Below are 17222 nucleotides of genomic sequence, written 5' to 3' on the forward strand. Positions count from 1 at the left end.
CGCAAGTCCTGCTCCGAGCGCGGATCAAGCGTTGCATCGACATGCGTCGAGAAGTGCGCCGAACGGGCCCCGCGGCGCGCCGAGCGGTCGGGGCGAGAGAGCGGGCGAGGGGTCAGCCCGCGGCCGCCGGGGCCAGCACGTCCTCGAGCCGGCCGAGCTGGGACTTGTAGCCCCACTTCATGCCGAACGCCGCCATCCGCGCCTTCGGCCCGATGCTGGAGATCACCACGTCGAGCCGCACGTGCGTGCCGCCGTCCTGCTCGGTCATCGTCACGGTGTTCACGTGCTCGATCAGCGTGTCCTCCCGCGTGCCGTCGGTCCACGACTCGGCGCTCCAGACGAGCCGCCGCGGCTCGTCCACCTCGGTGAAGGTGCCGACCATCGGCCAGCGGGTGCCGGCGTACTTGCCCATGCCCGGTCCGGCCTCCATCACGATCGCGATCTCGCCCCCGACGCGGCAGTCGACGCGGCACTCGGGCACGAGGGTCTTCTCCGGGCCCCACCACCGCGCGAGCAGGTCGGGCTCGGTCCACGCCCGCCAGACCGCGGCGGGCGCGGCGCCGTAGGTGCGCTCGAGGGTGAACGTCTTCTGCTTCTTGAGCACGGGCACGTCAGGACTCCTGGGTGGGACGGGTGGGCGGGACGGGGTGGGCCGGCGCGTCGGCGGCGCCGGACTCCAGCAGGGCGCCGAGCGCGTCGAGACGGGTCTCCCAGAGGGCCTCGAAGGACTCCAGCCAGTCGCCGATCTCGGCGAACCGCTGCTGCTCGAGGCGGTAGACCCGCCGCCGGGCGACGGGCTCGACCCGCACGAGGCCGGCCTCCCCCAGCACCCGCAGGTGCTTGGAGACCTGCGGCTGGCGCAGGCCCAGCGCGTCGGCGATGTCGCCGACGGCCCGCGGGCCGGCGCGCAGCAGCTCCACGATCCGCAGGCGGCTGGGCTCGCCCAGCGCCGCGAACGTCGGGGCGGCGAGGGCGGCGGCGGTCACGGGGGCGACGCTAGGACCAGCCACATATTCCCGTCAAGGAATATCTCATCCGGTGCGCCACAGACCGCTCACAGCCGCGCGTGGCAGGCTCGACGCATGACACCCGACGACACGGTCCTCCCCACCCTCGTCGACCTCCCCGTGGACGAGGCGGAGCGCCGCGCCACCGACGCCGGCTGGCGCGTGCGCATGCTCGGCCCCGGCGCGATGGCGACGATGGACTACCGCACCGACCGCGCGAACCTCGAGCACGACGAGAGCGGCACGGTCGTCCGCGCCTACCAGGGCTGAGCCCGCTCAGGAGCGGACGTGCATCCGCTCGCCCTGCGGCCCGTACAGCGCGAGCACCTCGGCGGGGTGCGGGCCGGGGTTCTCCACCCAGTGCGGCGTGCGGGTGTCGAACTCGACCACCTCGCCGGGGCCGAGCACGAGGTCCCGGGTGCCGAGCACGAGCCGCACGCGCCCGGACAGCACGTACATCCACTCGTAGCCGTCGTGGGTGCGCAGCTCGTCGGGCTCCGCGCCGGGCCGCGGCGGCATCACCATCTTGAACGCCTGGACGCCACCGGGGCGCCGCGTCAGCGGCAGGTAGGTGCGCCCGTGGCGCTTGAGCGGGGTCAGCCGCACCCGCGGGTCGCCGGTCTCGGGCGCGTCGACGAGCTCGTCCAGCGCCACGCGGTGGGCCCGCGCCAGCGGCAGCAGGAGCTCCAGGGTCGGCTTGCGCTGGCCGGACTCCAGCCGACTCAGCGTGCTGACCGAGATGCCAGTCTCGGCGGCCAGGTCCGCCAGGGTCGCCTCCCGCTCCAGGCGCAGCTGGCGCAGCCGGGGGCCGACCTGCTCGAGCGCCTGCTGGGTCTGTCGGGTCTCGTCGGGGGCGTCCACGCGTCGATGTTGCACCCCGAGTTGCCGTTTCGGCAAGAATGTTTGCGCTTCTCGCCGGGGCGGGTCACGCTCGTGCCATGAGCGAGCAGCACTCCCCCCAGTCCCGGTCCCAGTCCCAGCCGCACGAGGACCAGGGCCACGGCCACCAGCACGGGCACGGGCACCAGCACGGGCACCAGCCGCAGGTGCCGGCCGTCGAGGTGCCCGCGGGTCCCGAGGACGTCGACGTCCTCGTGGTGGGCGGCGGCGCCGCGGGCCTGGCCGGCGCGCTCTCGGTGGCCCGAGCCCGGCGCTCGGTGCTGGTCGTGGACGCCGGCGAGCAGCGCAACCTGCCCGCCGGCGCGGTGCACAACCTGCTCACCCGCGACGGCACCCCGCCCGCCGAGCTCGCCCGGCTCGGCCGCGAGGAGGTCACTCGCTTCGGCGCCGTCGTGGAGCAGGGCCGGGTCACCGGTGCCACCCCGTGGAGCCACGAGGGCACCGGCTTCGCCGTCACCGTCGAGAGCCCGGACGGCGGCACCCGCACCGTGCTGGCGCGGCGCCTGCTCGTCACCTCGGGCCTCGTCGACGACCTGCCCGCCCTGCCCGGCCTGGCCGAGCAGTGGGGCCGCGGCGTCATGCACTGCCCCTACTGCCACGGCTACGAGGCGCGCGACGGCCGCGTGGTCGTGCTCGGCACGACCCCGATGGCCGGGCACGCCGGCCTGCTGTGGCGGCAGTGGTCCGCAGAGGTGACGGTGCTGCTCGACCCGGCCGTCGAGATCGCCGGGCCCGAGGCCGAGCGGCTCGACGCACGCGGAGTGGAGACCGTCGCCGGCACCGCGGCCGAGGTGGTGGTGGAGGGCGACCGCGTCACCGGCGTCCGCACGACCGAGGGCGAGGTGCTGCCCTGCGACTTCGTGGTGATCGGCGCCCCGATGGCCGCCCGCAGCGAGGTGCTCGAGCAGCTGGGCGCCGCCGTCGTCCCCCTCGAGATGGGCGGCCACGTCTTCGGCACCCACGTCGAGACCACGCCCACCGGCGCCACCTCCGTGCCGGGCGTCTACGCGGCGGGCAACGTGACCAACCTGCAGGCGCAGGTCGTGACGGCGATGGCCGAGGGCACGTGGGCGGGCGCCCAGGTGAACATGGAGCTGGTGACCGAGGACGCCGACAAGGCCGTCGCGGCCACCCGCGCGCAGATCTTCGAGCGGCCGGCCTGGGACGAGCGCTACGGCGGCGAGGACCACATGTGGAGCGGGCGGGTCAACGCCGCCCTCCAGCAGGAGGTCGAGCACCTGAGCCCCGGCCGCGCGTTGGACGTCGGCTCCGGCGAGGGCGGCGACGCGATCTGGCTGGCGCAGCAGGGCTGGGACGTCACCGGGATCGAGTTCTCGGCCACCGGCCGGGCACGCGCGGCCGAGGCCGCCGCGGCCCGCGGCCTCACCGAGCGCACCCACTGGCGCGACGTCGACGTCCGCACCTTCGAGGCCGGCGAGGAGCGGTGGGACCTGGTCACCAGCTTCTTCGTGCACCTCCCGGACGGCGGCATGCTCGACGTGACCCGGCGCCTGGCCGCGGCCGTGGCCCCCGGCGGCACGCTGCTGGTCGTCGGCCACCACCCGGTGGACATGCCCGCCGGCCGCGGCCCTGGTCGCTACACGCACACCGCCGAGCAGCTCGTGCCGGCGCTGGACCCGGCCACCTGGGACGTCCACGCCGAGACCCGCGCCCGCACCGCGCCCGCCCGCGACGGCTCCGGGGAGCAGGTCACCTGGCACGACGCGATCCTCCGCGCCGTCCGCCGCGCCTGACCTCTCGCCCCGCCCCCCCGGCGACCCCGATAGTCCCTGACGTTCTGCAGGCCCCACGCGGCGTGTCGGCTGCAGGACGTCAGGGACTGGCCGCCCCACCCACGGGACGGGGAGCAGCGGGAGGCATCCTGGGAGACGTGGACGAGCGTGAGCAGGCGGAGCGGCTGAGCACCGAGCTGGCGGACTGGCTCGACGGGCTGGGCCTGCTCCCCCACCTGGCCGAGGCCGGGCTGCCGACGGTGGAGCGCACCGCCGCGGGTCAGGCGATCTGGCGGGAGGGGGACGGCATGCCGCTGAGCCCGGAGCGGCTGCGCGAGCTCGAGACCGAGCTGCGCGGCCAGGGCGAGGACCCGGCCCACGCGGTGCCGGTGGGGCTGCTCCAGGTGGCCCGCCGGGCCGAGACCCGCGCGCGGCTCCTGGCCAGCCCGACCCACGACCACGCGTCGCTGGCCGCCGTGCGCGGCACCAGCGAGAACGCGACGCGGTTCGCCGTGACCAAGGCCGGCAACGAGCGGCGGATGCTGGTCGTGCCGGCGCCCGAGGGCGGCGGGGCGGTGCTCGTCCCGGCGTTCCAGCTGGGCGAGGACGGCGGGGTCCGCGAGGAGCTGCTGGCGGTGCTCGAGCCGCTGCTGGCCGCCGGGGGCGACCCGTTCGCCGTGTGGGCGTGGCTGACCCAGCCGGCCGCGCTGCTGGGCGGGCAGGTGCCCGAGCAGGCCGCCGCCGACCCGGACGAGCACGACCTCGTCGTCACCGCCGCCATCCACCTCGGCGAGCGGCTGCGGGCGACGCCCCGCTGAGCGGGTACGACCCACCGTATTCGTGGTTCCGGCGGCTCGGAACCACGAATACGGTGGGTCGTACCACGGTCACCGGAGCCGCCCACCCCGATCGACAGGCCCGGAGGACGGGCCGGGTCAGGCCACCTTCACGACGGTCCGGCACCCACCGGAGGTGCCGACCTTGTTGACCCTCAGCACGAAGGTGTCGGTGCCGTTGGTGTTGCGGCGCCAGCGGTCGATGTCGACGTCACCGTCGCGGTCGTCGTCATCGTCGTCGGCGGTGGCCCGGGCGACGGTACGGACGAACCGGTCGCCGTCCTGCTTCATCACCACGCGCCACCGCGAGCCGCGGGGGGCGTCGTCGATGTCGGCCTCGACCTCGTAGCCGCCGTCGTCGGACTCCACCGACAGCGAGAAGCGGGCGCCGTCGCAGCGGCCGCCGCGCTCCTTCTCCACGGCGGAGGCCGGCGAGGCGGCAAGCACGGCGAGCGGGGTGGCGAGCAGGCCGGTGGCCACGACGGTGGCCAGGCCGGCGCGCAGGGACGGCTTGCGGAGCTGGGGCTTCTTCACGGTTCTCTCCTCCTGGTGGTGGCCGGGCCCTTCGCCCGACACCCAGGAGGTTCCCGGGCCGGCGTGAGCCGTCCGTGAGACCTCCATGGGAGACCTCTCATCCGCGCCCCGGCTCCTCACCCGGAAGGACCTGACCGGTTGGGGAGGATGTGGCGCATGGACGTCGCGCTCTCCCTGGTCGGAGGAGTGCTCCTGGTCGCGGTGATCATCGCCGTCAACGGCTACTTCGTGGCCCAGGAGTTCTCCTACATGGCCGTCGACCGCTCGCGGCTCAAGGCCCGCGCGGACGACGGCGACAAGGCTGCCCGCCGCACGCTGAAGATCACCGAGAAGACCAGCTTCATGCTGTCCGGTGCCCAGCTCGGCATCACCGTGACCGGCCTGCTCGTCGGCTACGTGGCCGAGCCGCTCATCGGCTCCGCGATCGGCGAGGTGCTCGGCGGGGTCGGGGTGCCCAGCGGCGTCGGCATCGCGGTCGGCACCGTCGCCGTGCTCGTGGTCGCCACGTTCACCCAGATGCTCTTCGGCGAGCTGTTCCCGAAGAACTACGCGATCGCCCGCCCCTACGAGACCGCCACCGCGCTCTCCGCCTCCACCCGCGTGTACATGCGCACGATGGGCTGGGCGATCCGGTTCTTCGACGCCTCGTCCGCCCGCCTCGTCCGCCTGCTCGGGTTCGAGCCGGTCGAGGACGTCGAGCACTCCGCCAACATCCACGACCTCGAGCGCATCGTCTCGGTCTCCCGCGAGTCCGGGCAGCTGCCGCCGGGCCTCTCGCTCGTGCTCGAGCGGATGCTCGACTTCCCGCAGCGCCACGTCGACCACGCCCTGGTGCCGCGCAGCCGCGTCGACAGCGTCCCTGCCGCCGCGACCCTCACCGAGGTGCTCGCCGAGATGGAGGGCGGCCACTCCCGCTACCCGGTGCTCGACGAGGACGGCGACGTGGTCGGCGTCGTGCACCTGGGCGACGTGCTCGCCCGCTCGATGGCGGTCGTCGGCGAGGGCACCGACCCGGGCACCGTCACGGCGGCGGACGTGGCACGGCCGGCGGTCGTCGTCCCGACCCTCATGACCCTGCCGCACGCCCTGGAGGCGATGGCCGAGCGGCACGACCAGCTCGCCTGCGTCATCGACGAGTGGGGCGGGTTCGCCGGCATCGTCACCGCCGAGGACCTGCTGGAGGAGGTCGTCGGCGAGATCACCGACGAGCACGACGAGCCCGAGGACCCGCACCTCGTGCCCGACCCCGACGGTGTCGAGGGCCGCTGGACGGTGCGCGGCGACGCCCCGCTGGACGAGGTGGAGCGCGAGATCGGCGTCGAGCTGCCCGAGGGCGCGGCCCGCACGGTGGCCGGCATGGTGATCGCCGCCCGCGGCGCCCTGCCGGTCGAGGGCGAGCACGTGGACGTGGAGCTGCCGCTGGACCCCGTCGAGCTGGCCCACGACGACGACCCGCCGCGTCGCCTGCTGCGCGCCACCGTGCTCGAGGTGACCCGCTACGTGCCCGCGCAGGTCCGGGTCGAGCTGGTCGCCCCCGAGGGGCTGGACGCCGAGGACCTCGACGAGCCGCTCGACCCCGTGCCCGCCGACCAGGCCCAGGTCTGAGCCCCGACCCCCGCTAGGAGAAGACCCTCATGGACGGTTGGATCGCCCTCCCCATCACGCTGCTCATCCTCGTGGCCAGCGCGTTCTTCGTCTCGATCGAGTTCGCCACCATCGCCGCCCGCCGCACCCGGCTGGAGGCCGAGGCGGTGCACAGCCGCGCGGCCCGGGCGGCGCTGCGCAGCTCGAGCGAGGTCTCGGTGCTGCTCGCGGGCTCCCAGCTCGGCATCACCGCCTGCACGCTGGCCCTCGGTGCGGTCACCGAGCCGGCGCTGGAGCACGCCCTGGAGCCGCTGCTGCACGCCCTCGGGCTGCCGCACGGCGTCGCCTACGTCGTCGCGTTCGCGATCGCGCTGGTGGTGGCCACCTTCCTGCACCTCGTGGTCGGCGAGATGGCCCCCAAGTCGTGGGCCATCACCCACCCCGAGCGCTCCGCGATCATGTTCGCGGTGCCGATGCGGGCGTTCATGTTCGTCTTCCGCCCCGCGCTGCTGGTGCTCAACGAGGCCGCCAACGCGCTCGTGCGCCGGTGCGGCGTCGAGCCGGTCGACGAGGTCGCCATCGAGCAGAACCCCGAGGAGCTCGAGCAGCTGGTGCTGCACTCCGCCCAGGCGGGCGACCTCGAGGCGGGCTCGTCGGAGCAGCTGCGCGGCGCGCTGGCGACCACCCGCCTCACGGTGGCGGACGTGGCGCGGGCCCGCGACCTCGTCACCGTGCCCGCGGACGCCGACGTGGCCGACGTCCACGCCGCGAGCCTGGACTCGGGCCACCTGCGCATCCTCGTGGGCCCCGCCTCCGACCCCGACGGCGTCGTCCACGTGCGCGACACCCTCACCGCCGACCCCGACGAGGGCATCGACGGCTTCGTCCGCGACCTGCACGTGCTCGACGGCGGCGCCACCGTGCTCGACGCCCTGGAGGACCTGCGCCGCGCCGGGGCCCAGATCGCCCGGGTCGTCCTCACCGAGGGCCAGCACGGCCGGGACGGGGCGGGCGACCGCGTCGCCGTCGTGACCATCGCCGACCTGCTGGCGCGGGTGATGCCGGCGTCGGCCGCGGCCGAGGAGGGGGCAGAGGAGGCAGCGGGCGTCTGAGCCGCACCCGGCCTCACCACATCCTCGACACGCACGACGGCCCCCGCCGGTGGCGGGGGCCGTCGTGCGTCTGAGCGGCGTCGCGTCAGTTGGTGATCGAGGTGCCGAACTCCTGGGCGCACGCGTCCCTGGCGGACTGGTCGTCGCCGGCGGAGGCCACGCAGTCCTGGAGGTTCTGGAAGTCGTCGGACTGGAACACCAGCACGCCCACCACGATGACCGCGACGGCGACGAGCATGCTCACCAGGCCGAGGAGCCAGCCGATGACGGCCATGGCCCGGCCGGTGGCGCGGCCCTTCTTCGCCTTGCTGGAGGCCACGAGGCCCAGCACGAGGGCGATGAGGCCGCCGAGGAGGCCGCCGATCACCGTGAGGGACGTGAGCAGCGCCAGGATGCCGACCGCGAGGGCGGCGATGGCGAGGCCGGGGCCGCCCTTCTTCTCGGTCGGCGCGTAGGGCTGCTGCGGGGACTGCTCGGCGGGGGTCTGCGGGTACGCGGACTGCTCGCCGTAGGGGTTCTGGTCGCCGGTCATGGGTCGCTCCTGGTCCAGGTGGGTGCCGGGCCGGTCTGCCCGGGCCGCGCTCCGGGCGCGGTCGGTGCCACACAGCGTGCCCAGCCGGGCGCGGCGCAATCCTCACCCCGCGGGTGGGCTGGTCAGGAGCCCGTCTTGACCCGCCACAGGAGGTAGGCCTCGATGGCCAGCGAGCCGGCGGCGACGAACGTCGCGGCGAGGTTCAGCAGCCACCCGGTCACCGCCAGGCCGCGACCCGTGGCGCGGCCCCGGCCGGCCAGCCACGTCCCCCGAGCCCCGAGGCCGGCGCCGAGGACGCCGAGGAGGATGGCGGGCAGGCCCGCCCAGGACAGGAGCAGGGCGGCGGCGCCCACCGCCAGGGACGCGATGCCCCAGCCCGGGCCGCCGAGGGGCAGCGGCCCGTCCAGGTCCCTGTCCGGGGTCTGCTCGCTCACGGCCCCGAGGGTAGGGCACCGCCCGGAACGGTGAGATCGCCCCGGCTCGGACGGGGCAGGCTCGGGGCATGCCCGACCTCGACCTGGACCTGCCCGGCACCGACCGCGAGCTGGTGCTGCGGCACCGCTACGAGACGCTGTCGACGATCAACGACCTGCTCATCGCCGTCTGGTTCATCATCGGGTCGGTGCTCTTCCTGCGGGAGGCCACGACCCTGGCCGGCACCTGGCTGTTCATCGTCGGGTCGGTGCAGCTGGCGGTGCGCCCGGCGCTGCGGCTCTCGCGCCGCGTCCACCTGACCCGGCACCGGGCGCGCCACGGCGGTGCCGCCGCCGACCACGCGTCCGCCGACGACTTCTGAGCAGCGCCTCTCAGTCCATGACCAGGCTGAGGAGCCGGTCGAAGGCCCGGTCCGGCAGGACGGCGCGCAGCGCCATGAGCGGCTTGGCCCCGAAACCGATCGCGTAGCGGGTCCGCGGTCGTCGGGCGTCCAGGGCGGTGCGCACCGCGCGGGCGACGACCACCGGTTCGGAGAGCTGGTGGCCGGTGTAGCGCTGCCGCATCCCGTCGGCGGCGTCCTGCGCGCGGGCGGTGTAGGCCCCGGACGGCGAGCCGGACCCCGAGGCCTCGGCGAGCCCGTCGGCGGCGATCGTGCCCCACTCGGTGCGGATGCCGCCGGGCTGGATCACCACGACGTCGACCCCGAACGGCGCCACCTCGAGCCGCAGGCAGTCGGAGAAGCCCTCGAGGGCGTGCTTGGTGGCGTGGTACCAGGCGCCGAAGCCGGTGTAGATGCGCCCGCCCATCGAGGAGATGTTCACGATCGTGCCGCTGCCCTGCGCCCGCATGGTCGGCAGGACGAGCTGGGTGACCCGGGCGAGGCCGAACAGGTTGACCTCGAACTGGCGGCGTGCCTCGTCCACGTCCACGTCCTCGACCGCGCCGTAGGAGCCGTAGCCGGCGTTGTTGACCAGCGCGTCGAGGCGTCCGTGCCGCTGCAGGACGCCCTCGACGCAGGCCCGCACCGAGGCCTCGTCGGTGACGTCGAGCGCGGCCACCTCGATCCCGGCCTCGGCGAGCGCGGCCATCCGCTCGGTGCGGCGGGCCGCGGCCATGACCGTCCAGCCGTCGGCGGCGAGCAGGCGGGCGGTGGCCTCGCCGATGCCGGAGGAGCCGCCGGTGACGAGGACGACGCGGGCGGTGCCGGTCTCTGCGGGCGCTGCTGCGGGGGTCGTGGCCATGTCCGCAGCCTAGGCCGCACCGCCGCCCCCGGCGGGTGCGTGAGGAGCCTCTCGACGGGAGCCACCCGCTCGGGCCGCGCGCCCACGACGCGGCGCTCCTAGGATCGAGACGTGTCAGCGCAGCACCCCCGGCGGAGCCGGCCGTCCTGGCTGCGTCCCTCGTGGCCGCGGCCCACGTGGCGGTGGGTGGTGGACGTGCTGCGCGGCTTCGTCGTCTCGTTCCTCGCGCTGACGATCAGCCTCTGGGTGCTGCCCGGGCCGCAGGTCACCCAGGGTGCGGAGTCGGTGGCGATGCTCGCCGTCGGCGTGCTCGTGGTGGGCGCCCTGCTGCGTCCGCTGCTGGTGCGGCTGACGGTCATGACCGGCCTGGTGGGGCTCCTGCTGGCCGGGCTGCTGACCCAGGCGGTGGTGATGTGGGTGGCGCTGGCGGTGATGCCCTCGGTCGACCCCTTCTCCTGGCCGGAGGTGCTGCTCGCCTCGTGGGGCGCCACGGTGGCCGCGGCCGCGGTGAACTGGGTCGTCGACGCCAGCGGCGACGAGGCGTTCCTCGGCCAGGTGCTGCGCCGGGCCGCGCGCGACTCGACGGCCCCCGGCTCCGCCGGCGCGGGCCTCCTCGTCGTGCAGCTGGACGGGCTGCCCGAGCCGCTGCTGCGCCAGGCGGTGGTCTCCGGGGCGGTGCCGACCGTCTCGCGGTGGCTGCGCTCCGGGGAGTACCGACTGCGTCGCTGGCACACCGGCATCCCGTCCACGACCCCCGCGGGCCAGGGCGTGCTGCTCCACGGCGACGCGACCTCGGTGCCCGGCTACCGCTGGTGGGACAAGGAGCTCGGCCGGATGCTCGTCGTGAGCAAGCAGTCCGACCTGGCCGTCCTCCAGCCGCGATTGGAGGCCACGTCCGGTGGCCGCGGGCTGCTGGCCGACGACGGCGCCAGCGTCTCGGTGCTCTTCTCCGGGGACGCGGCCCACCGCTACCTCACGGTCAGCGACTCCGGCATCCCGCGCACGGGCCGGGCCGCGGGCGCGTTCGCCACCAGCGGCACGGGCTTCCTGCGCTCGGTGACGCTGTTCGTCGGCCAGCTCGTCACCGAGCTGTGGCAGGCCCGGCGGCAGCGGGTGCGCGACGTGCAGCCGCGGGTCAGCAGGCTCGGGGCGTTCCTCTTCCTGCGGGGGCTGACCACCGTGGTCCTGCGTGACCTCAACGTCTCGATCGTGGCCGAGGAGATGACGGCCGGGCGGCGGGTCGTGTTCGTCGACTTCGTGGACTACGACGAGGTCGCCCACCACGCCGGCCCCAGCCGGCCGGAGTCCATGCGGGTGCTGGAGAACCTGGACCGCGTGCTCCAGCTGTTCGACGCCGTCGCGGCCCGCACCGACCGGGCCTACGAGGTCGTGGTCGTCTCCGACCACGGCCAGGTGCAGGGGCCGACGTTCGAGCAGGTCACCGGGCGCAGCCTGGAGGCCGTCGTCCTGGACCTCGCGGGGGCCGCGTGCCCGCCGGCCTCCCGCGAGCAGGGAGGCGACGAGCGGATGCTGCCGGCCTCGATGCTGCTCTCCGGCGGCTCCCGCAGCCAGCAGGCCGCCGCCCGGGCCGCCACCGGCGCCGCCCGCCTGCGCGACCAGCGTGCCGCCCGCCAGGCCGAGCGACAGGCGGCCGGGAGCCTCGACGCGCCCGCGCTGGTCGTGGCCGCCTCGGGCGCCCTGGCGCACGTCTACCGCACCGACCTGCCCGGGCGACTCACGCACGACGACCTCGCCGGGCTCCACCCCGCGCTCGTCGACGGCCTGGCCGCGCACCCGGGCGTCGGGCTGGTCGTCACCCGCACCGGCGACGGCCTGCGCGTCACCGCCGCCGACGGGTGGCGGCTGCTCGAGAGCGGCGTGCTCGGGCCGCACGTTCACGGCGGCGCCGGAGCCGACCCCCTCATCGCGTTCGGCCCGCTCGCCGCCGCGGACCTGCTCGAGCTCGAGGCCAAGGACGGGGTGGGCGACCTCGTCCTGCTCGGCGCCTGCGACCCCGTGCTCGGCGAGGTGATCGCCTTCGAGGAGCTGGTCGGCAGCCACGGCGGCGTCGGCGGCGACCAGACCGAGGCTGTGCTGCTGCACCCCTCCTCGTGGGACCTGCCCGACGGCTCCCTGGCCGGCGCCCCCGGCGACTCCCGGGGCGCCGCGCTCAGCGGCACCGACGTGCACGCCGCCCTCGTGCGTCGCCTCGAGCAGCTCGGCCTGCGCGAGGAGCGGCAGGAGCGCCGCTCCCCCGCCACGGAGCCGGTGGCATGAGCGTCCCGCTGACCTGGTGGGGCCACGCGTCGGCCACCGTCGAGCCGGGCGGTGCCCGGGTGCTGCTCGACCCCGTGCTCGACGATCGGCTGCACCACCTGCGCCGACGCACCCCGACGCCGGGCCCCGAGGCGCACGTGGCCGACCTCGTCCTCGTCTCCCACCTGCACTCCGACCACTTCCACGTGCCCTCGCTGCAGCGGCTGTCCACCGGCGCCGTCGTGCTCGTGCCGGACGGCGGCCAGGCGCTGCTGCGCGACGGCCGGCGCCGGGGTGCGCTGCCGGGCTGCGAGGTGCGCGGGGTGCGCCCGGGCGACGTCGTGGAGGTGACCACGGCGGCGGGGGTCGAGGTGCGCGTGCGGGTGCTGCGCGCCGACCACGACGGCCGCCGGCTGCCGCTGCGGGGCGCCGCCGCGGGCCCGGCGATCGGGTTCGTCGTGGAGGCAGGCGGGCAGCGGGTGTGGTTCCCCGGCGACACCGGCTGGAGCGAGCGGCTGGTGCGCGACCTGGAGGCGCTGGACCCGGTCGACCTGGCCCTGCCGCCCATCGGCGGCTGGGGTCCCAGCCTGGACGTGGTGCACCACCTGGGTCCGGTGGAGGCGGCCCGGGCACTGGCGCTGCTGGGCGCCGACGCCGCCGTCCCCGTGCACTGGGGCACCTTCTGGCCGGTGGGCCTCCAGCCGCTGGCGCCGGGGGTGTTCCGGCGGTTCTTCACCACGCCGGGGGCGCGGTTCCTGGACGCGGTGGACGAGCACGCCCCCACCACCCGGGCGGTGCTCGCCCGGCCGGGCGTCAGACTGGTGCCGTGACCCCGCTCCCGGCCGCCGCATGATCGACGAGGTGACCCCGCTGGCGCTCCTGGTGCTGGCGGCCGTCGTCGCGTTCGGCGCGGTGGTGCCGGTGGTGCCCACCGGGGCCGCGGTCTCGGCCGCCGCCGTCCTCGCCGTCGACGCGCACCTGTGGGAGGTGCTCCCGGTGATCGTCGCCGGCGGCGCCGGCGCCTACGTGGGCGACCTGGTGGTCTACGGCGCGCTGCTGGTGGCCGGCACCGGGCTGGCCGAGCGGTTCGGCTGGCTGGAGGAGGGCACCGCCCACGACCGGCTGGCCGTGCTGCGGACCCGGATCGAGGCCCACGAGCTGCGCACCCTGCTGGTCTCCCGGCTGGTGCCGGGCGGGCGGGTGCCGGTGCTGCTGGTCGCGGCGCTGACCGGCTACCCCTGGTACCGCTTCGCCTCGGCCGCGGTGGGCGCCGCGGGCCTGTGGGCGCTGGTCTACGCGGGCGTGGGGGTGCTGGGCTCGCTGCTGCCGCACCGCGAGGTCGCGCTCGTCGCCGTGGTGGTCGCCGCGCTCGTGCTGAGCTCGGCGCCGGGGCTGGTCCGTCGGCTCGTCGAGCGGCGGCGCGAGCACGTGCTCCGGACGCGCGACGGCCGCGCCGACCCCCGAGAGGGCTGACGCGGCCGCCGATCCTGCGGACGTGGGGCCTGGCTCAGAAGGCCCCCACGCCGTTCGGGGTGCCCAGGCCGGTCGGGCCGTCCCAGCCGGTGCGGGCGGTGCACAGCTGGGCGGTCGAGCAGGTGCCGTTGCTGCCCGAGGTGACGTCGTTGAGCAGCTCGGGGTGGGCGTAGGGCTTGGCGTTCGCGTAGCCCGAGGTGTCGCCCGAGAGCGCGTAGACCGAGGCGATGATCGGCGCGGACTCGCTCGTCCCACCGAACTGGCCCCACGTGGAGGCGCGGCGCGACGACGGGTAGTAGACGGCCAGGCCGCCCTCGCTCGGGTCGGCGGCCGCGGCGACGTCCGCCATGGCCCGGCCGGAGCAGCCGGTGTCGTAGCCGGCGGCCGCGGCGAGCGCGGTGTTCTGCGAGCAGCCGGAGCCGGCGCCGTCCCAGACCGACTCACTCCACCCGCGGGTGGTGCCGGAGGCCTGGACCAGCGAGGTGCCGCCCACCGCCGTCACGTACGAGGACGAGGCGGGGTAGCTGCCGCCCTGGTAGCCGTTGTCACCGGTGGAGGCCGTGACGGCGATGCCGGGGTGGTCGTAGTAGGCGCCGTAGGTCGAGTCGGGGGCGTCCGAGCCGCCGTAGGAGTTCGAGATGGCCACGACGCCCGGCAGGGACGCCGCGGTCTGCACGGCGGTGCCGAGGTTGGCGAAGGAGGCGCTCTTGGCCTGGACGACGACGATCTTGCAGTCGGGGCAGGCCGCCGAGACGGCGTCCACGTCGAGGGCCTGCTCCTGCGCCCAGCCGACGTCCATCCGCGGCAGGTTCGACCCGCCCGTCTGGTCCATGATCGTGAGGCAGCCGCTGGCGGTGGTGCACGCCGGGAGGCCGAACTCCGAGCGGTAGGTGGCCAGGTCGGCCTCGAGGTTGTCGTAGCCGTAGGCGTCGATGATCGCCACGGTGGCGCCGCCCGAGGAGAGGCCGGTGAGGCCGTAGGCGTCCTGGAGGCCGGACGGGGTCAGGCCAGTGGACGGCGGGGCGGAGAGCTGCGGGGCCCGGCCGGCCGCGTCGACCAGCTTCTCCGCGTGGCAGGTGGCCTCGCCGAGCGGGGTCCGGGACGCACAGACGCGCTGGCTGTGCAGCAGGCCGGTGGGCGAGGGGTCGGCGTCGGCGTGGGGCGCGAGGCCCACCAGCCCGGTGACGACGAGGGACGCCGCGCCGAGGACGGCGGCGGACAGAGTTCTTCTCACGAGATGTCGCTCCTGGAGTTCACGGCCCGAGATGCTCGGAACACAGTTGACAGTGGCAACTGTGTAACGGCCGCAGCATCTCCGCGTCCAGGGGTGCGCGAGTAAAGGTTGCTGTGCGCAACGGTTGTCACGCGCAAGAAACTCCTGTGAGACCTCCCGCTCAGCCGGTCCTCAGGAACGCGCTACCCGAGCAGCGACTCCACGACCTCCCGGGGCCGCTCGAGCACGGTGAGGTGCCCCGTCCCCGGCAACACCGTCACTCGGGTCGGGGCGTGCGCGGGGCGCAGCGCGGCGATCTGGGTCGCCCGCTCGGGCGGGGTGTCGGTGTCCTCGTCACCGAAGAGCAGGTGGACCTCGCGGGGGAAGGCGGTGACGACGGTGGCCGTGTCGTGGCGGGCCGCGATCGCGCGGGCCATCCAGGCCACCCCGTCGGGGTCCGCCCGCTTCACCAGGTCGCGCACCAGCGAGACGAGCGCGGGCTGCTCCCGGTGGGCCGTCGGGCCGAGCGCGGCCTCGGGCACGTCGGCGAGGCTGCCGGTGCTGTGCTCGCGCTCGAGCGTCGCGGCCGTCTCGCGCCGCAGCGCGGGCCGGTCGGGCTCGATGCGCCACGGTGTCGTCGAGGCGAGGACGAGGCTCTCCACCCGGTCCGGGCGGGTCCGGGCCAGCTCGAGGGCCGCGTAGCCGCCGGTGGAGATGCCGAGCACCCGCGCCCGCGGCAGGTCGTGGGCGTCCAGCACGGCGGCCAGGGCGTCGCCGACCGCCTCCATGCTCGGCTCGGTGCCCGGGCGGGGGCTGCGACCGAGGCCGGGGAGGTCGGCCACCAGCACCCGCTCGCCGCGCCCCAGCAGGGCCGGGGCCAGCCGGTCGAAGATCGCCGAGGAGAGCGGGAACGCGTGCAGCAGCAGCCAGGGCACCCCGCCAGACGGCTCCGGGCGCGCCGCCGACCTCAGCTCCTCGGACCAGACCTCAGGCACGCTCACGACCCCCAGCGTGTCCCGGGTCGTCCCTCCTCAGCAGGTCCGACCGGGTGGGCCCCACCGGACGCACCGGTGGTCGAGCGGCGTCAGGCGGAGGCGCGGTCCGGCCGGCTCAGGCCCCACGCGGCCACGGCCGCGAGCACGCCGACGCCGATGAGCGCCGCGACCGCGAGCACGACCCCCGGCCACGCGCCCCCGTGCCAGGCGAAGCCGAGCAGGGCACCGAAGACGCTGGAGCCCGCGTAGTAGGTCATCACGTACGAGGCCGAGGCGCGCCCGGGGGCCGACGGCAGCAGCTGCGGCGCCCACCCGGAGGCGGTCGCGTGCGCGGCGAAGAACCCGGCGGTGAAGACGACGAGCCCGACGACCACGAGAGCCAGGCTGCCCGAGAGCGTGACCAGCAGGCCGACGAGCATCACCGCGGCGCCGGCGAGCAGCACGGGCAGGCGCCCGACGCGGTCGGCGAGGCGTCCTGCCGTGGCGGAGGTGACGGTGCCGGCGAGGTAGGCCAGGAACGCGAGGCCGGCGATCGCGGGGCTGAGGTCGAACGGCGCCGAGGTGAGCCGGTAGGTGAGGAAGTTGTAGACCGCGACGAACCCGCCCATGAGCGCGAACGGCACGACGACGAGGGCGACGAGCGCCGCCACCCGGTTGCGGCCCAGACGGGCGCGGCCGGTGGCGTCGGGGCTGAAGCGCACCGGCTCGGGCAGGAGCACCCAGAACAGCGCCATCGCGGCGAGCGCGAAGACGGTGAGCGCCACGAGGCCACCGCGCCAGCCGGCGAAGTCGGAGACCAGCGAGGTCAGGACGCGACCGGAGACGCCGCCGATCGTGTTGCCGGCGACGTAGAGCCCCATCGAGGCGCCGAGGCCGGCGGGGTGCACCTCGGTGCCGACGTGACCCATCGCGGTGCCCAGCACGCCGCCCAGCGCCGCGCCGAGCACGAGGCGGGCCACGACGAGCACGACGTAGGACGGCGCCAGCGCGCACGCGACCGAGGCCAGCGCGGCGACCACGAGCGCCACCCGGATCACCCGCACGCGGCCCTGCCGCTCGGCCAGCGCCGCGGCCGGCGCGGTGCACAGCGCGAGGGCGCCGGTGGAGACCGAGACGGTCAGCGCGGCCTGGGTGGCGTCGACGCCGAACGCGTCCGTGAGCATCGGCAGCAGCGGCTGCGTGCCGTAGAGCAGCCCGAAGGCCGCCAGTCCCGCGAAGAACATCGCCTGGTTGAGCCGCCGGAACCCCGGGGTGCCCGGGCGGTGCCGGGGGTCCCCGTCGGGGTGGCCGAGGGCGTCCTCGGCACGGGTCAGCAGGCTCACTCGGTCAAGACTGCGCTCACGGTCGGTGCACAGCCAAGCCGATGTGAGA

At 75.5% G+C, this 17222-nt stretch carries 19 protein-coding genes; 9 read left to right on the plus strand and 10 right to left on the minus strand.

Annotation, left to right across the window (positions count from 1 at the left end):
- Positions 1-112: 112 nt before the first annotated feature.
- Both M8316_RS00565 and M8316_RS00570 read right to left on the minus strand, forming a co-directional pair.
- Positions 113-610 (minus strand): SRPBCC family protein, encoded by a 498-nt coding sequence (locus M8316_RS00565; RefSeq protein WP_250051030.1) that lies wholly within the window; start codon positions 608-610, stop codon positions 113-115.
- A 1-nt stretch (position 611) separates the two neighbouring features.
- On the minus strand, positions 612-986 hold the full coding sequence (locus M8316_RS00570; RefSeq protein ID WP_250051034.1) for an ArsR/SmtB family transcription factor: 375 nt from the start codon (positions 984-986) through the stop codon (positions 612-614).
- Between the two features lie 96 nt (positions 987-1082).
- Here M8316_RS00570 and M8316_RS00575 point away from each other — a divergent pair, with 96 nt between their 5' ends.
- Positions 1083-1277 (plus strand): I78 family peptidase inhibitor, encoded by a 195-nt coding sequence (locus M8316_RS00575; RefSeq protein WP_250051036.1) that lies wholly within the window; start codon positions 1083-1085, stop codon positions 1275-1277.
- 6 nt (positions 1278-1283) lie between these two features.
- On the opposite strand, the gene M8316_RS00580 is transcribed toward M8316_RS00575, so the two are convergent.
- Entirely contained in the window at positions 1284-1868 is a 585-nt protein-coding gene (locus M8316_RS00580; protein WP_250051038.1) for a helix-turn-helix domain-containing protein, read from the minus strand.
- A 77-nt stretch (positions 1869-1945) separates the two neighbouring features.
- Here M8316_RS00580 and M8316_RS20345 point away from each other — a divergent pair, with 77 nt between their 5' ends.
- Positions 1946-3661: an SAM-dependent methyltransferase gene (locus tag M8316_RS20345; RefSeq protein WP_272494463.1), complete on the plus strand. Its 1716-nt coding sequence runs from the start codon at positions 1946-1948 to the stop codon at positions 3659-3661.
- Positions 3662-3798: 137 nt separating this feature from the next.
- Entirely contained in the window at positions 3799-4458 is a 660-nt protein-coding gene (locus M8316_RS00595) for a hypothetical protein (RefSeq protein WP_250051040.1), read from the plus strand.
- Between the two features lie 117 nt (positions 4459-4575).
- Here the strand turns inward: M8316_RS00595 and M8316_RS00600 are convergent, their stop codons facing one another.
- The gene (locus M8316_RS00600; RefSeq protein WP_250051042.1) at positions 4576-5010 is read right to left on the minus strand and encodes a hypothetical protein; all 435 of its coding nucleotides are present in this window, start codon (positions 5008-5010) and stop codon (positions 4576-4578) included.
- 156 nt (positions 5011-5166) lie between these two features.
- Between M8316_RS00600 and M8316_RS00605 the strand changes: the two genes are divergently transcribed.
- Together M8316_RS00605 and M8316_RS00610 are read left to right on the plus strand one after the other, a co-directional pair.
- Positions 5167-6615 carry a hemolysin family protein gene (locus M8316_RS00605; RefSeq protein ID WP_250051044.1) on the plus strand — a complete coding sequence of 483 codons (1449 nt, stop codon included), beginning with the start codon at positions 5167-5169 and terminating at the stop codon, positions 6613-6615.
- 29 nt (positions 6616-6644) lie between these two features.
- A complete protein-coding gene (locus M8316_RS00610; RefSeq protein WP_250051045.1) occupies positions 6645-7706 on the plus strand; it encodes a CNNM domain-containing protein in 1062 nt (353 codons plus the stop codon).
- Positions 7707-7791: 85 nt separating this feature from the next.
- Here M8316_RS00610 and M8316_RS00615 read toward each other — a convergent pair whose 3' ends face one another.
- Both M8316_RS00615 and M8316_RS00620 read right to left on the minus strand, forming a co-directional pair.
- A complete protein-coding gene (locus tag M8316_RS00615; protein WP_250051050.1) occupies positions 7792-8238 on the minus strand; it encodes a hypothetical protein in 447 nt (148 codons plus the stop codon).
- A 122-nt stretch (positions 8239-8360) separates the two neighbouring features.
- Positions 8361-8672, minus strand: a complete 312-nt coding sequence (locus M8316_RS00620) for a hypothetical protein (protein WP_250051051.1) — start codon at positions 8670-8672, stop codon at positions 8361-8363.
- A gap of 68 nt (positions 8673-8740) precedes the next feature.
- Between M8316_RS00620 and M8316_RS00625 the strand changes: the two genes are divergently transcribed.
- Positions 8741-9034 carry a YrhK family protein gene (locus M8316_RS00625; protein WP_250051052.1) on the plus strand — a complete coding sequence of 98 codons (294 nt, stop codon included), beginning with the start codon at positions 8741-8743 and terminating at the stop codon, positions 9032-9034.
- A 10-nt stretch (positions 9035-9044) separates the two neighbouring features.
- Here the strand turns inward: M8316_RS00625 and M8316_RS00630 are convergent, their stop codons facing one another.
- Entirely contained in the window at positions 9045-9914 is an 870-nt protein-coding gene (locus M8316_RS00630; RefSeq protein ID WP_250051053.1) for an oxidoreductase, read from the minus strand.
- A 111-nt stretch (positions 9915-10025) separates the two neighbouring features.
- Between M8316_RS00630 and M8316_RS00635 the strand changes: the two genes are divergently transcribed.
- Genes M8316_RS00635 through M8316_RS00645 form a run of 3 tightly spaced genes read left to right on the plus strand, consistent with a single transcriptional unit; the run spans position 10026 to position 13643 of the window.
- Positions 10026-12191, plus strand: a complete 2166-nt coding sequence (locus M8316_RS00635; protein WP_250051055.1) for an alkaline phosphatase family protein — start codon at positions 10026-10028, stop codon at positions 12189-12191.
- Positions 12188-13000: an MBL fold metallo-hydrolase gene (locus M8316_RS00640; protein WP_250051057.1), complete on the plus strand. Its 813-nt coding sequence runs from the start codon at positions 12188-12190 to the stop codon at positions 12998-13000. Before M8316_RS00635 ends, M8316_RS00640 begins: the two co-directional genes overlap by 4 nt.
- 19 nt (positions 13001-13019) lie before the next feature.
- Positions 13020-13643, plus strand: a complete 624-nt coding sequence (locus tag M8316_RS00645; RefSeq protein WP_250051059.1) for a DedA family protein — start codon at positions 13020-13022, stop codon at positions 13641-13643.
- A 34-nt stretch (positions 13644-13677) separates the two neighbouring features.
- Here M8316_RS00645 and M8316_RS00650 read toward each other — a convergent pair whose 3' ends face one another.
- From M8316_RS00650 to M8316_RS00660, 3 genes are all read right to left on the minus strand, one after another.
- Complete coding sequence (locus M8316_RS00650) at positions 13678-14877, minus strand: S53 family peptidase (RefSeq protein WP_250051063.1); 1200 nt, start codon at positions 14875-14877, stop codon at positions 13678-13680.
- Between the two features lie 182 nt (positions 14878-15059).
- Complete coding sequence (locus M8316_RS00655; RefSeq protein ID WP_250051064.1) at positions 15060-15857, minus strand: alpha/beta fold hydrolase; 798 nt, start codon at positions 15855-15857, stop codon at positions 15060-15062.
- An 83-nt stretch (positions 15858-15940) separates the two neighbouring features.
- Positions 15941-17173: an MFS transporter gene (locus M8316_RS00660; protein WP_250051066.1), complete on the minus strand. Its 1233-nt coding sequence runs from the start codon at positions 17171-17173 to the stop codon at positions 15941-15943.
- Positions 17174-17222 lie beyond the last annotated feature (49 nt).

It is taken from the genome of Nocardioides bruguierae (assembly GCF_023554635.1).
GTDB classification, from domain to species: domain Bacteria; phylum Actinomycetota; class Actinomycetes; order Propionibacteriales; family Nocardioidaceae; genus Nocardioides; species Nocardioides bruguierae.

Excerpts from the sequence above, each read along its gene's own strand:
- M8316_RS00640 (WP_250051057.1), top strand. The coding sequence starts at position 12,188 with ATGAGCGTCCCGCTGACCTGGTGGGGCCACGCGTCGGCCACCGTCGAG.
- M8316_RS20345 (WP_272494463.1), top strand. The coding sequence starts at position 1,946 with ATGAGCGAGCAGCACTCCCCCCAGTCCCGGTCCCAGTCCCAGCCGCAC.
- M8316_RS00645 (WP_250051059.1), top strand. The coding sequence starts at position 13,020 with ATGATCGACGAGGTGACCCCGCTGGCGCTCCTGGTGCTGGCGGCCGTC.
- M8316_RS00610 (WP_250051045.1), top strand. The coding sequence starts at position 6,645 with ATGGACGGTTGGATCGCCCTCCCCATCACGCTGCTCATCCTCGTGGCC.
- M8316_RS00605 (WP_250051044.1), top strand. The coding sequence starts at position 5,167 with ATGGACGTCGCGCTCTCCCTGGTCGGAGGAGTGCTCCTGGTCGCGGTG.
- M8316_RS00615 (WP_250051050.1), bottom strand. The coding sequence starts at position 8,238 with ATGACCGGCGACCAGAACCCCTACGGCGAGCAGTCCGCGTACCCGCAG.
- M8316_RS00575 (WP_250051036.1), top strand. The coding sequence starts at position 1,083 with ATGACACCCGACGACACGGTCCTCCCCACCCTCGTCGACCTCCCCGTG.
- M8316_RS00630 (WP_250051053.1), bottom strand. The coding sequence starts at position 9,914 with ATGGCCACGACCCCCGCAGCAGCGCCCGCAGAGACCGGCACCGCCCGC.
- M8316_RS00625 (WP_250051052.1), top strand. The coding sequence starts at position 8,741 with ATGCCCGACCTCGACCTGGACCTGCCCGGCACCGACCGCGAGCTGGTG.